Origin of the sequence: Vibrio sp. ED004 (assembly GCF_023206395.1) — a bacterium.
In the GTDB taxonomy this organism is placed as follows: Bacteria; Pseudomonadota; Gammaproteobacteria; order Enterobacterales; family Vibrionaceae; genus Vibrio.
This window is the reverse complement of record NZ_CP066149.1, coordinates 1,255,371-1,268,283: the sequence shown is the minus strand read 5'-3', so window position 1 is coordinate 1,268,283 and position 12,913 is coordinate 1,255,371. Positions and strand designations below refer to the sequence as shown.

Here is a 12,913-nt window from a genome sequence, read left to right as displayed (position 1 = left end):
TCGTGAGTGTGAAGAGCTGCTTTATAGGGATTATCAAGGTTAGATGTTGTGATCGAATAGATTTAGCTTTCGTTCAAACGAAAAAAAGCCAAGTCTTTCGACTTGGCTTTCTTGAATGTGGCTCCCCTTGCAAGACTTGAACTTGCGACATACGGATTAACAGTCCGCCGTTCTACCAACTGAACTAAAGGGGAATTACTTGTCTCAACATCAGGTCTGTTAAGACCATCATTTGTTAAGTATCAAATAATGGTGCCTCGAGGCGGAATCGAACCACCGACACGCGGATTTTCAATCCGCTGCTCTACCGACTGAGCTATCGAGGCAAAAGAATGGTGCCGACTACCGGAGTCGAACTGGTGACCTACTGATTACAAGTCAGTTGCTCTACCTACTGAGCTAAGTCGGCACACTAAATTCTTTGCTTGAAGAGTAAACTCTTCGTAGAACCTCATTTAAATGAAGCCCTTTAAAATGGCTCCCCCTGCGGGACTCGAACCTGCGACATACGGATTAACAGTCCGCCGTTCTACCAACTGAACTAAGGGGGAATTACTTGTCTCAACATCAGGTCTATTAAGACCATTATTTGTTAAGTATCAAATAATGGTGCCTCGAGGCGGAATCGAACCACCGACACGCGGATTTTCAATCCGCTGCTCTACCGACTGAGCTATCGAGGCAAAAGAATGGTGCCGACTACCGGAGTCGAACTGGTGACCTACTGATTACAAGTCAGTTGCTCTACCTACTGAGCTAAGTCGGCACACTAAATTCTTTATGCTTTTGTCCGTGTTGCTACTCCCTGTTAAAGAGTGTTGACACCAACAAATCAAATTGTGGTGCCCGGAGGCGGAATCGAACCACCGACACGAGGATTTTCAATCCTCTGCTCTACCGACTGAGCTATCCGGGCAACGGAGCGCTATTAAACGGATTTTCTGCATAACCGTCAACACCTTTTTTGAAAATAATTAAAAAAAACGTTCGTTAGTTGTTTTTTTATTCAAAAGTGAGGCTTACGTTTTACCTTGGTTAAAATCTTTCTTGAATTTTGTTACTTTTTCTAAGTATCGGCGCGACTCTTTATTTGGGTGCTTCTTGGTAAGTGCCCAGTACGCTTGGCTAGGTTGCAACGAGTTTAGGTCTCGCATTGCTCGCTTTCTGTCCTTACTGAAGGTATTGAGTACGCCACCAGTACCGCCGTTGTATGCAGAAATCATACTGTACTCAAGCGTTGTTGGGTGTTGCACGTCTTTCAGATAGCGATTCTTGAGGATATAAAAGTAAGCCGTGCCAGCATCAATGTTGTTTTCTGGATTGAATAAATACTCAGGAGTCGGCTCTCCTGGCTTGTTCTTTACCAGTTTAAATACGTCTCGACCTGCCGTTTTGGGTACGACTTGCATAAGACCATACGCATTCGCCCAGCTCACTGCATATGGGTTAAAACTACTTTCTGTTTTGATGATCGCGTAAATCAAGTCTTCAGGAATGTCATAACGCTGAGAGGCTCGTCGGACGATATCTGCATATTGATAACTACGCTGACTCGCGTGATCGGCCACCATCGGGATCTCAACGTAGTAGGCTTTTTTGAAGTCGACTTCTTTGGTTTTGAGGTTATTAGCGATCAAGTAATCTGCGAATTGGTTAGCGCGCCATGTCCATTGAATAGGCTTTTTCTCTTGGTCGACGACCTGATTGTAGAGGAAAGGTTTACCTTCTAACTTGATGCTTTTTGAAGAGAATAGGTCGACATGCGCCGGATCATCTGGCGTCAAAAGCGTCGTCATTATAGCGTTCTTGAGGTGTTTTTTAGGCTCAGTTGAGGACACAGTTTCTACTGTTATCAGGCCTTCGCTAAAGTTTACTTCTGAGCGGCTCAAGTAATTATCTATGTATTTCACATAGTTACTCTTACCTGCCATTTTTACTTCACTGCTGCCCCAGCGCTTTTGGATATTGCCAGAAAAGCTATTGATCAAAGCATCCAGTGCACCGGTGTCTTTTTCAAATTGACCAGGTAGCTCTGCCAAGTTGCTTACAAATCGGTTGGTCGGTTCGTAATTCACATCATAAATGCTTTCGACAAATTCACGGCTGCAGCCTGTTAATAACATGGCTGTTAGGAAGTAACTTAGCTTTTTCATAGTTCCTCATACAAAAATGACATCGCAGCGTTAACCATGATGTCATTAAAATTTGCTTAAATAAATGTCTTATTCGCTTGGTGGAGTATAGCCATCAATTACGACATCTTTACCTTCGAAAAGGAAGTTAACCATCTCAGTTTCAAGAAGTTTACGATGCTCAGGATCCATCATATTTAGCTTCTTTTCATTGATCAGCATTGTTTGCTTGCTTTGCCATTGTCCCCAAGCTTCTTTAGAGATGTTGTCAAAGATACGCTTACCTAAGTCACCTGGGTAAAGTTGAAAATCTAAGCCTTCAGCGTCTTTCTGGAGGCGAGCACAAAATACAGTGCGGCTCATAGTGGTTCCTCTTATCGCGTTCGTTGATTCAAACGTCGTCGTTCAGTTCAAAGGGTAGGCTCTCAATAAGCTGCTTCACAGGAGCGGCTAGGCCAATTTCTTCCGGTTTTGATAAGTTATACCAGAGACCTTTGGTCCCTTCCATTATCAAATCTGGTTGTTTATCTAATTTTACTAATACTGGTGTGATATCTAAGTGGTAGTGGCTGAAAGTGTGTCTAAACGCAATCATGGTCTTCATTGAATCAGTGTCAGTATCTTTGATCGAGCGAAGATCTAACTGATGTTCGATCTCTGCGTTTTCATTTTGAGGGAAACAGAATAAGCCTCCCCAGATACCAGACTGAGGACGTTGTTCAAGCCACACTTGATTGTCGTGATAAAGAATCACAAACCATGTTTCTTTTACTGGTTTTTCTTTCTTAGGTTTCTTGCCCGGGAAGTCGAGTTGTCTATCAAGCTTCTTGGCTTCACACATGGTTTCAATTGGGCACAGAGTACATTTAGGTTTGCTACGAGTACAAACCATTGCACCCATGTCCATCATCGCTTGATTGTACTTATCGACATCTTTCTTCGGGGTATGAGCTTCTGCATGTTCCCAAAGTTGGTTTTCAACCTTCTTTTGCCCTGGCCAACCTTCAACGGCAAAGCTTCTTGCAAGCGTTCGCTTCACATTGCCATCAAGAATTGCATGAGGAAGCTTATGAACCGAAGACAGCACTGCAGCTGCAGTCGAGCGACCGATTCCCGGTAACGCGTTCATCTCTTCGATAGACAGCGGAAACTCACCACCATATTGTTCAGCGACGATTTTGGCAGCTTTGTGCAGGTTGCGAGCTCGAGCGTAATAACCAAGCCCCGTCCATAAGTGGAGAACCTCATCTTGTTCGGCGTTCGCTAGGTCAATAACCGTAGGAAAGCGTTCTAAGAAGCGCTGGTAGTATGGAATCACCGTAGCAACCTGAGTCTGCTGAAGCATGATTTCAGATAGCCAAACGGTGTAGGCGGTTTTGTTTTGTTGCCAAGGTAATTCTTTACGCCCGTAGGCGTCATACCACTTTAATATGGCGGTTGCGAAAGGAGTCACGACATGCTCTATGCTTTGCTATTATTAGAGGCGAAATTGCACCACACTTAACGTTGGATGTAAAACAGACAAATTGTGTGGGAATTTATCCACGGAAAGACTTGCACCGAAGGCAATTCTTTGGATAATCCCCGCTTTGATTAATCAATGTGCAGGCAAAAATCAATGAGTGAAGTGACCACTAACGAATATACTGAAGACGGCAAACTGGTTCGTAAGATCCGTAGTTTTGTTCGCCGCGAAGGCCGCTTAACAAAAGGCCAAGAAAACGCGATGAATGAATGTTGGCCAACAATGGGTATCGACTACAACCCAGAGCTTCTTAACTGGAAAGAAGTATTTGGCAACGATAACCCAGTTGTACTAGAGATTGGCTTCGGTATGGGTGCATCACTGGTTGAAATGGCAAAGAACGCACCTGAGAAAAACTTCTTAGGTATTGAAGTTCACAGCCCAGGTGTTGGTGCTTGTTTAGGTACAGCGCGTGATGCTGGCGTAACTAACTTGCGTGTAATGTGTCACGATGCAGTAGAAGTATTTGAACACATGATTCCAGATAGCAGCCTGCATACACTGCAACTGTTCTTCCCTGACCCATGGCACAAAGCTCGTCACCACAAACGTCGTATTGTTAAGGCTGAGTTTGCAGAAATGGTTCGCGGTAAGCTTCAACTTGATACTGGTATTTTCCACATGGCAACAGACTGGGAAAACTACGCAGAGCACATGATTGAAGTGATGAACGTTGCTCCAGGCTTCGAGAACATCGCTGAAGATGGTGATTATATTCCTCGCCCAGATGAGCGCCCGCTAACGAAGTTTGAAGCTCGTGGCCACCGTCTAGGTCATGGTGTTTGGGATATTAAGTACAAGCGTACTAAGTAATTCTCGAGCACAACAAGTGAAGGTAAACCTGCTTTAGGTTAAACCTTACACTTTGTGGGATTGATTAAAGCCAACATTATTGTAATGTTGGCTTTTTTGTCCTTAGGCTTTTATTGCGATAAAGGTTTAAGGACAGAAAGTAATGTTAGAACCCTACAAAAATAACAATATAGAAGTAAGCACACATGAAACCAACTCAAGCTATTTTGGCCGAGATTTTAGACGAAGTTCGTCCCCTAATTGGTCAGGGAAAGGTTGCTGATTATATCCCTGCATTGGCTCGCGTATCGAACCAGAAACTGGCGATTGCGGTATACACAAACGAAGGTGAGGTGATTCAAGCGGGTGATGCAGAGGAAGCCTTTTCCGTGCAATCTATTTCTAAAGCCTTGAGCCTTACGTTAGCTATGGTGTTATACAAGCCTGAAGAAATTTGGCAACGCGTAGGCAAAGAGCCTTCTGGCCAAGCCTTTAACTCTATGATTCAGCTTGAGATGGAGCATGGGATCCCCCGTAACCCGTTCATCAATGCGGGGGCAATTGTCGTTGCAGACCTACTACAAAGCCGCTTGTCTGCACCTAGGCACCGCTTATTAGAGTTTGTGCGTCAGTTATCGGGTGATACTCATATTGTGTATGACAAGGTGGTAGCGGCTTCAGAAATGATGCACAGCGATCGTAATGCTGCCATTGCTTACTTGATGCGTTCATTTGGTAACTTTGAGAATGATGTTATCCCAGTTCTGAATAACTACTTCCATGCTTGTGCGCTTAAAATGACATGTGTGGATTTGGCGAAAACCTTTAGCTATTTAGCGAACAAAGGTGTGTCGGTTCAAACCAAAAAAGAGATCATCACACCTGTTCAAACTAAGCAGTTGAATGCTTTGCTTGCGACATGTGGTTTGTACGATGGGGCTGGTGAGTTTGCTTACCGTGTTGGGATGCCGGGTAAGTCGGGTGTGGGTGGCGGTATTATCGCTATCGTTCCGGGTGAGATGACAATCGCCGTGTGGTCTCCAGAGCTTGATCCTTCTGGGAACTCTCTTGCAGGTACTAAGGCGCTAGAGTTGCTTTCAGAGCGAATTGGTCGTTCTATTTTTTAAAAGCGCTTTTAAGTTGGGGTTCTACATTTGCAAGAGATCCCCAACTCACTCGTCCCTCGTTCTTGAGGATGACGGTGTTGTTGGTAACTTTCGATGCACTCGCCTCTAACTTTTGCGGGATAAGACTTGTTTGATGTCCGTCATTCCCGATAGCGACGAAGGAGCGTAATCGGGAATCTATTATTTTTCGGCGCGCAAATTAGAAAAGGGTTGACTCTAAAGCCAACCCTTACGCAATACTTTCCGAATCTCGAATTATTCGTCTTCTTCTGCCATAAAGGCTTCCAGCAAATCGTTGAGGAATAGTTTTCCTTTTTCTGTGATCTGCCAGTGAGTGTCGGTTTCGTTCAAGTAACCTAGCTCTTTTGCCCACTCAATCGTTGACTGAACAGCGTCAAAACCAAGCCCAGTTGTATTGATGAAATCTTGTTTTGGACACGCTTCCATTAACCTAAAACGGTTCATAAAGAACTCAAAAGGGCGGTCTTCATTTGGCACTTCAAACTCATCGGATAGGTACGGTTTCACCATGTTCTGGTAAGCCGCTAAATAGCCTCTAGGGTGTTTAACCTTAGTCGTGCGAATGATACGTCCATCAGCAAAGCTTAGCTTGCCATGAGAGCCACAGCCGATACCTAGGTAGTCACCGAAGCGCCAGTAGTTGAGGTTATGCTGGCACTGATAGCCGGGCTTGCTGTAGCCTGAAATTTCGTACTGCACATAGCCTGCGTCTGCGAGCTTCTTATGACCCAAGTCGAAAATATCCCAAAGATCATCATCGTCAGGTAGCTTTGGCGTTTTATAATAGAACATGGTGTTAGGTTCTATTGTTAGCTGATACCAAGATAAGTGTGGAGGGTTAAGCTCAATCGCTTTATCTAGATCCGCCAATGCTTGATCTATGCTTTGATCTGGCAAGCCGTGCATAAGATCTAAGTTGAAACTATTCAGTCCGATCTTATGTGCTAAATGAGCGGCATTCACTGCTTCATCTTGGCCATGAATACGCCCAAGTCTTTCCAGTTTCTCTTGCTCAAAGCTTTGTACACCCACTGAGATTCGAGTAATCCCCGCTTTTTGATAACCTGCAAAACGTTCAGCCTCAATGGTGCCAGGGTTGGCTTCCATGGTGATTTCGATTTCAGGTTTGAACAGGATGCGTTGTTCAATACCTTGGAGTAATCGACCTATCCCTTCTGGAGAGAATAGGCTCGGAGTACCACCACCAATAAAGATTGAGTGCAATGGACGAGGTGCGCTATTGAGTTGGTACTTTTCGATATCAGTATCGAGATCCTCAAGCAGTGCATCGATGTACTCTTTTTCAGGAATCTCGGCTTTCAGAGCGTGTGAGTTGAAATCACAATACGGACACTTTTGTACACACCATGGGATGTGTACATAGAGACTAAGTGCTGGTGGTATAAGCGCTGTATCGTGCATTACAGAGCTTGCTCCTTGATTGCTTCGAATAGAGAAGCAAGGGCTTTACCGCGGTGTGAAAGCTGCTTTTTACGTGTAGATTCAAGTTCAGCAGATGCGCAGTTATCTTCTGGGACAAAGAATACAGGATCGTAGCCAAAGCCATTATCACCGTACTCTTCCGTCAGGATGCGACCTTCCCATTTACCGTGACACACCAATGGTGTTGGATCGTTTTCGTGACGCATTAACACCAATACACAGTGGAAACGAGCGGTACGCTTTTCAGTTTCCACACCTTGCATGGCATCAAGCAGCTTTTCAATGTTTTGCTTATCCGTCGCCCCTTCACCTGAGTAACGCGCAGAGTAGATGCCCGGAGCACCCTTAAGAAAATCAACCTCTAAACCTGAGTCGTCAGCGATTGCTGGCAGACCTGTCTCTTTCGCAGCATGGCGAGCCTTGATGATGGCATTTTCAATGAAAGTGGTTCCTGTTTCAGCGACTTCTGAAACGTTAAACTCACTTTGTGCGACAACGTCAAAACCAAACTCAGACAGAATATCTGCCATCTCGCGAACTTTACCTTGGTTGCCTGTGGCTAAAACAATCTTACTCATGGGGATGTGGCTCTAATAAGTTAATGAACAGAAAAGTGGTGGTTGAAGCTACTCTTCTATATAGAATTTTTGTGTGAATCGCAGTGGGCCAGTGCCTTTCAAACCTGCGTTAACATCGATATTGAAAGTGATGTTTTCTTCGTGTGTTACAGGGAATTCAGCTAGGTAATAAATCGCATCACCTTCCTTTATCTCGCGGAAGTTAAGCGTGCGAGTGTTACCTACAAGGTTCTTCGCTGTTCCCGTGATTTTAGCCGTTGTTGCAGGCTTGCCAAGGGAAGCTTTGTCTAACACGCTGATGTTTAGAATCGCTGAGTAGCCATTTCGCTTAAGCTTGTATTGCTTAGCGACTTGAGCTGTTAAAAATGTCGAGTTAAAAGCCGAGTAGTGAACCTCGACATCCTTAATGTTTTTAAATTGTCCTGCTGAACTTGGTAGGGCAACAAGAGCGGTGAGTAGTGCTGTAATCCATAGACGCATAGTGACTCCAATAAATAGCAAAAAGCCATCATAGGATGGCTTTGACTTCAGTTGGGATTTGGCTTGGTGAGCATATTCGAACTTGTTTATGCCGACCGAGTTCTCCCTTTTCTATCTTAATTTGCCCTTTAGCGACCTTAAATTGTTTCGCTAGGTATTTCGCTAAGTGGGCATTGGCTTTGCCATCTACTGGTGGAGCAGTAATGGCAATTTTGAGTTCCTCACCATGCAAGCCAACAATCTTGTCTCGGCTTGCTTTGGGTTGGATATAGAGCCTAAGAAGAATATCGTCTTCCTCGGCCCAAACCGCTTTTGGCATCGTCAAAGTACCTGATGTTCGTACTTGAATTATAGCTGATACCAAATAGGACCAATCATGTCGCCCATTAGGAAGTTCGCAAATTGCAGAACAATGAACAGAACCAGCACGCTTAGGTCGAAGCCACCCATATCCGGTAGAATACGGCGGATAGGCATTAGCATTGGCTCAGTCAGTTGATGGAACACGTACTCGATTGGGCTACGGCCTTGGCTAACCCAGCTAAGGATTGCACGGATTAGCAGAACCCAGAAGATCAAACCACCCGCCGCTTTTAGCAAAGATAGCGCACCAAAGATCAGGAAGCTGATATCGAATACAGCCGCACCGCCAGAGATAATCAGGTTGAGAGCAACGAACTTAAGTACACATAGCACATAAGCAAATACAACCGTCGCAAGATCAAGGCTGCCGATAGATGGGATAACTCGGCGTAGTGGGGCAACAACCGGTTGTGTCGCTTTTACGATGAATTGTGAGAATGGGTTGTAGAAATCTGCACGTGATGCTTGTAGCCAGATACGCAAGATCACAACCATGATGTAAAGATCAAAAACGGTCGAGATCAGAAAGCTCATCGAGTTCATATTGTTTCCTTTTTCGGATTTACTTGCCGCTTAGATATAACCCGAGCGACAAAATGCTTAAAACAGTTTTTCCATCTCTTCAGCTCGAGCGACCGCCGCTTGCATGGCTTTGGCTACGATGTCTGATAGTTGATGTTCATTGAACGTGCGCAATGCATCTGCGGTGGTTCCGCCTTTTGAAGTCACTTGCTCACGCAGTGTCGATAATTCAGTGTTTGGATTCGCTACCACCATCTCTGCCGCGCCTAATGCAGACTGCTGCACTAATTTACGAGCGGTTTCTTGGTCGAAACCTTGGTTGATTGCTTCTGCTTGCATCGCTTCCATAAACAGGAAGAAGTAAGCCGGAGCACTTCCCGCTGCCGCAATGATGTTATTGATACCAGACTCTTGCTTAACCCAGCTAACTTCACCTACAGCTTGCATCAGCTGAGATGCGAAGTCTTTATCATTTTGGCTGACCGTTGAATCGGCATAAAGACCGCTCATCCCTTTACCAAGCAGTGATGGCGTGTTTGGCATCACACGCACAAGGTTCAGTTGGCAGTTTAACATCTCATTGAGTCGATTCGCATTAATACCCGCAGCAATTGAGATAACCAGTTTGTTGCTAAAGTCGATGCTTTGTAAGGGTTTACATACATCTGCCATCATTTGTGGTTTCACTGATAACACAACAACGTCTGCTTGCTCTGCTGCGGCAATATTATCGCTGGTGGTATTGATGCCATATTCTTGCTCTAACGGCAGCCTTCTGGTGTCTGAAGGCGCTGTCGCAGTAATCTTTTGCGCTGGGTAACCACTTGCTACTAAGCCCGCTACAATTGAGCGAACCATGTTTCCCGCCCCAATAAAGGCGATGTTCTTATGTTCCATATATAAAATCCTGAGCGTGTCGCTGCGCGGTTCAAGCGAAGCGGTATCAATACTTATCGTCGATTTCTGGTTGCTAACTATTTGCTACTTTGCGTAATCACGAGCACCAAAGATGGCCGTTCCAATACGAACCATGGTACTTCCAGCCTCAACTGCTGCGTCCATATCACCACTCATGCCCATAGACAAGGTATCGATATCTGGATACTTCGCGGTGAGCTTATCTTTAAGCTCTGCCAGTTGAGAGAATGCATTAAGCTGAGATTGATAGTCAGAGACGTTTGCAGGAATCGACATCAATCCTCTTAAAGTGAGGTTAGGGAGCGACGAAATCAACTCCGCAAGTGCAAAAACTGTCTCTTCAGATGTACCAGACTTGGACTCTTCGCCACTGGTGTTCACCTGGATAAGCACCTGCAGAGGAGAAAGTTCGCTTGGGCGCTGATCGTTAAGCCTTTGCGCAATTTTATCGCGATCGACGGAATGTACCCATTGGAAGCTTTCCGCAATTGGACGAGTTTTATTGGACTGGATTGGACCAATAAAGTGCCACTCTAAATTTAGGTTAGAATGTTGTTCTGAAAAGTGTTTTACTTTATCGACACCTTCTTGAACATAGTTTTCACCAAAGGCAACTTGGCCTCCGAGTGCGGCTTCTAGAATCGCATCAATAGGTTTAGTTTTGCTGACGGCTAAAAGTTGCACGGACTCTGGAGCTCGTCCGCACTTTTGCTCAGCACTACGAATCTGTGAGGTGATTTGTTCGATATTTTGTTGAATACTACTCATAGCTGACTTTACTTAAGGGAAAATAAATGGATATCACTGAGTTACTAGATTTTAGTGTAAAGCATAACGCGTCAGATCTACATCTTTCTGCGGGTGTATCTCCAATGGTACGTATAGATGGTGAAGTAAGGAAGCTTGGAATACCAGCTTTGAGTCATGCTGATGTGCATCGTTTAGTTTTTGAGATCATGAGCGATTCGCAGCGTGGTGAGTTTGAAGAAAAATTGGAAGTCGACTTCTCTTTTGAATTACCCAATGTTGGTCGTTTCCGTGTGAATGCTTTTAACCAAGCTCGTGGTTGCTCAGCTGTCTTTCGAACAATCCCTGTAGAGATTCCAACTTTAGATCAGCTTGGTGCGCCAGAAATCTTCGAAAAGATTGCCAACTACGAAAAAGGTTTAGTGCTTGTCACAGGCCCTACTGGTTCTGGTAAATCGACGACCCTTGCGGCGATGGTAGATTACGTAAACCGTAACCACAATAAGCATATCCTGACGATCGAAGACCCGATTGAATTCGTTCATACCAACAATAAATGCCTTGTTAACCAGCGTGAAGTTCATCGTGATACTCACAGCTTTAAAGCGGCGCTGCGCAGTGCGTTACGTGAAGACCCAGACGTGATTCTTGTTGGTGAGCTTCGTGATCAAGAAACCATTAGCTTGGCGCTAACCGCAGCGGAAACCGGCCACTTGGTTTTTGGTACTTTGCATACCAGTTCTGCTGCTAAAACCATCGACCGCATTATCGATGTATTCCCGGGTAGCGACAAAGACATGGTGCGTTCAATGCTGTCTGAATCGTTACGTTCGGTCATTGCTCAGAAGTTGTTGAAGCGTGTTGGTGGCGGTCGTGTGGCTTGTCATGAAATCATGATGGCGACACCTGCTATTAGAAACTTGATTCGTGAAGACAAGGTCGCGCAGATGTATTCGATCATTCAAACGGGCGCAGCACATGGTATGCAGACCATGGAGCAAAATGCGAAGCAGCTAATGGCTCAAGGCTTGGTTGACTCGGAAGAGGTCGAGAGAAAGATCGAAATTGAAACCTCAATGTTTTAATCAAGGTGAACAAAATGGAATTGAATCAAATCCTTGAAGGGATGCTGTCTCAAAAGGCATCGGATCTTTATATAACCGTTGACGCGCCTATCCTGTTTCGTGTTGATGGTGAATTACGACCTCAAGGCGATAAGCTGAATGCGGCTCAGGTTGCTCAATTGCTTGATGCGATGATGGATCAAGACCGACGTGATGAATATCAGCAAACACGTGAGGCAAACTTTGCCATTGTGCGTGAGTTTGGTCGTTTTCGTGTCAGTGCATTCTTCCAACGAGAGCTACCTGGAGCGGTAATTCGACGCATCGAGACTAACATCCCAACCTTTGAGCAATTAAAGCTTCCTGATGTATTACAAGACCTGTCAATCGCTAAGCGTGGGCTTGTGCTGGTGGTTGGTGCGACTGGCTCTGGTAAATCGACCTCGATGGCTGCAATGACAGGTTATCGCAATACCAATCGTTCAGGGCACATCTTAACGGTTGAAGACCCAATTGAGTTCGTCCACGAGCATAAAAAATGTATCGTGACTCAGCGTGAGGTAGGGCTCGACACTGAGAGCTATGAAGTCGCACTTAAGAACTCTTTGCGTCAAGCGCCAGACATGATCTTGATTGGCGAAATCCGTAGCCGTGAAACTATGGAATACGCGATGACCTTTGCTGAAACGGGTCACTTGTGTATGGCTACACTGCATGCGAATAACGCCAACCAAGCGCTAGAACGTATTCTTCACTTGGTGCCGAAAGAACAGAAAGAGCAGTTCCTGTTTGACCTGTCGATGAATCTGCGTGGTGTGGTCGCTCAACAGTTAATTCGAGATAAGAATGGCAGCGGTCGTCATGGTGTGTTTGAGATTTTACTCAACAGCCCCCGAGTGTCTGACTTAATTCGTCGCGGTGAGCTGCACGAGCTAAAAGCAACAATGGCGAAATCGAAAGAGGTTGGTATGCAGACCTTTGACCAAGCTTTGTATGATTTAGTTGAAGCAGGCAAGATCAGCGAAGAGGATGCGTTCCACAGTGCTGACTCTGCTAATGACTTGCGCTTGATGCTGAAAACCAGACGAGGCGATGATGACTATGGGACTGGTGCTTTGGCTGGTGTGAAGATAGATATGGGCTAGATTCAAGCAAAAAAAGCCAGAGCTCTTTTATGTAGAGCTCTGGCGTTGTTTGATAC

The 12,913-nt window shown here is 45.1% G+C and carries 14 protein-coding genes and 7 tRNA genes; 4 read left to right on the top strand and 17 right to left on the bottom strand.

The genetic code is table 11. The features are described 5' to 3' along the window. Nucleotides 1-118: 118 nt before the first annotated feature. The 10 genes from ITG10_RS05540 to mutY form a co-directional block, all read right to left on the bottom strand. Nucleotides 119-194: transfer RNA gene (locus ITG10_RS05540), tRNA-Asn, on the bottom strand. Nucleotides 195-250: 56 nt separating this feature from the next. Next, nucleotides 251-326, bottom strand: a tRNA-Phe gene (locus ITG10_RS05535). A 7-nt stretch (nucleotides 327-333) separates the two neighbouring features. After that, nucleotides 334-409: transfer RNA gene (locus ITG10_RS05530), tRNA-Thr, on the bottom strand. A gap of 66 nt (nucleotides 410-475) precedes the next feature. Next, nucleotides 476-551 (bottom strand) — tRNA-Asn (locus tag ITG10_RS05525). Nucleotides 552-607: 56 nt separating this feature from the next. Next, nucleotides 608-683 (bottom strand) — tRNA-Phe (locus tag ITG10_RS05520). Nucleotides 684-690: 7 nt separating this feature from the next. After that, nucleotides 691-766: transfer RNA gene (locus tag ITG10_RS05515), tRNA-Thr, on the bottom strand. Between the two features lie 74 nt (nucleotides 767-840). Then, nucleotides 841-916, bottom strand: a tRNA-Phe gene (locus ITG10_RS05510). A 103-nt stretch (nucleotides 917-1,019) separates the two neighbouring features. Beyond that, a complete protein-coding gene (mltC, locus tag ITG10_RS05505) occupies nucleotides 1,020-2,153 on the bottom strand; it encodes a membrane-bound lytic murein transglycosylase MltC (protein WP_176680471.1) in 1,134 nt (377 codons plus the stop codon). Nucleotides 2,154-2,222: 69 nt separating this feature from the next. Beyond that, entirely contained in the window at nucleotides 2,223-2,495 is a 273-nt protein-coding gene (locus ITG10_RS05500) for an oxidative damage protection protein (RefSeq protein WP_004735465.1), read from the bottom strand. Nucleotides 2,496-2,523: 28 nt separating this feature from the next. After that, on the bottom strand, nucleotides 2,524-3,585 hold the full coding sequence (gene mutY / locus ITG10_RS05495) for an A/G-specific adenine glycosylase (RefSeq protein WP_017629543.1): 1,062 nt from the start codon (nucleotides 3,583-3,585) through the stop codon (nucleotides 2,524-2,526). Nucleotides 3,586-3,750: 165 nt separating this feature from the next. Here mutY and trmB point away from each other — a divergent pair, with 165 nt between their 5' ends. Then, complete coding sequence (trmB, locus tag ITG10_RS05490; protein WP_010435641.1) at nucleotides 3,751-4,470, top strand: tRNA (guanosine(46)-N7)-methyltransferase TrmB; 720 nt, start codon at nucleotides 3,751-3,753, stop codon at nucleotides 4,468-4,470. A gap of 185 nt (nucleotides 4,471-4,655) precedes the next feature. Continuing rightward, nucleotides 4,656-5,576 (top strand): glutaminase B, encoded by a 921-nt coding sequence (glsB, locus tag ITG10_RS05485; protein ID WP_017629544.1) that lies wholly within the window; start codon nucleotides 4,656-4,658, stop codon nucleotides 5,574-5,576. Between the two features lie 255 nt (nucleotides 5,577-5,831). On the opposite strand, the gene hemW is transcribed toward glsB, so the two are convergent. The 7 genes from hemW to ITG10_RS05450 all read right to left on the bottom strand — a co-directional run bounded on the left by hemW (nucleotide 5,832) and on the right by ITG10_RS05450 (nucleotide 10,669). Continuing rightward, complete coding sequence (gene hemW / locus ITG10_RS05480; RefSeq protein ID WP_017629545.1) at nucleotides 5,832-7,019, bottom strand: radical SAM family heme chaperone HemW; 1,188 nt, start codon at nucleotides 7,017-7,019, stop codon at nucleotides 5,832-5,834. Further along, complete coding sequence (locus ITG10_RS05475; protein ID WP_017629546.1) at nucleotides 7,019-7,618, bottom strand: XTP/dITP diphosphatase; 600 nt, start codon at nucleotides 7,616-7,618, stop codon at nucleotides 7,019-7,021. The genes hemW and ITG10_RS05475 overlap by 1 nt, the downstream gene beginning before the upstream one ends. Nucleotides 7,619-7,666: 48 nt before the next feature. After that, entirely contained in the window at nucleotides 7,667-8,098 is a 432-nt protein-coding gene (locus ITG10_RS05470) for a DUF4426 domain-containing protein (RefSeq protein WP_016768173.1), read from the bottom strand. Between the two features lie 28 nt (nucleotides 8,099-8,126). Then, entirely contained in the window at nucleotides 8,127-8,417 is a 291-nt protein-coding gene (gene yggU / locus ITG10_RS05465; RefSeq protein ID WP_009847703.1) for a DUF167 family protein YggU, read from the bottom strand. A gap of 29 nt (nucleotides 8,418-8,446) precedes the next feature. Next, nucleotides 8,447-9,004 (bottom strand): YggT family protein, encoded by a 558-nt coding sequence (locus tag ITG10_RS05460; RefSeq protein ID WP_010435653.1) that lies wholly within the window; start codon nucleotides 9,002-9,004, stop codon nucleotides 8,447-8,449. A gap of 57 nt (nucleotides 9,005-9,061) precedes the next feature. Beyond that, a complete protein-coding gene (gene proC, locus ITG10_RS05455; protein ID WP_017629547.1) occupies nucleotides 9,062-9,880 on the bottom strand; it encodes a pyrroline-5-carboxylate reductase in 819 nt (272 codons plus the stop codon). An 84-nt stretch (nucleotides 9,881-9,964) separates the two neighbouring features. Continuing rightward, nucleotides 9,965-10,669 (bottom strand): YggS family pyridoxal phosphate-dependent enzyme, encoded by a 705-nt coding sequence (locus ITG10_RS05450; protein WP_248386743.1) that lies wholly within the window; start codon nucleotides 10,667-10,669, stop codon nucleotides 9,965-9,967. Nucleotides 10,670-10,695: 26 nt separating this feature from the next. Between ITG10_RS05450 and ITG10_RS05445 the strand changes: the two genes are divergently transcribed. Both ITG10_RS05445 and ITG10_RS05440 read left to right on the top strand, forming a co-directional pair. Next, nucleotides 10,696-11,733: a type IV pilus twitching motility protein PilT gene (locus ITG10_RS05445; protein ID WP_017629549.1), complete on the top strand. Its 1,038-nt coding sequence runs from the start codon at nucleotides 10,696-10,698 to the stop codon at nucleotides 11,731-11,733. A 14-nt stretch (nucleotides 11,734-11,747) separates the two neighbouring features. Then, entirely contained in the window at nucleotides 11,748-12,857 is a 1,110-nt protein-coding gene (locus ITG10_RS05440; RefSeq protein WP_017629550.1) for a PilT/PilU family type 4a pilus ATPase, read from the top strand. Nucleotides 12,858-12,913 lie beyond the last annotated feature (56 nt).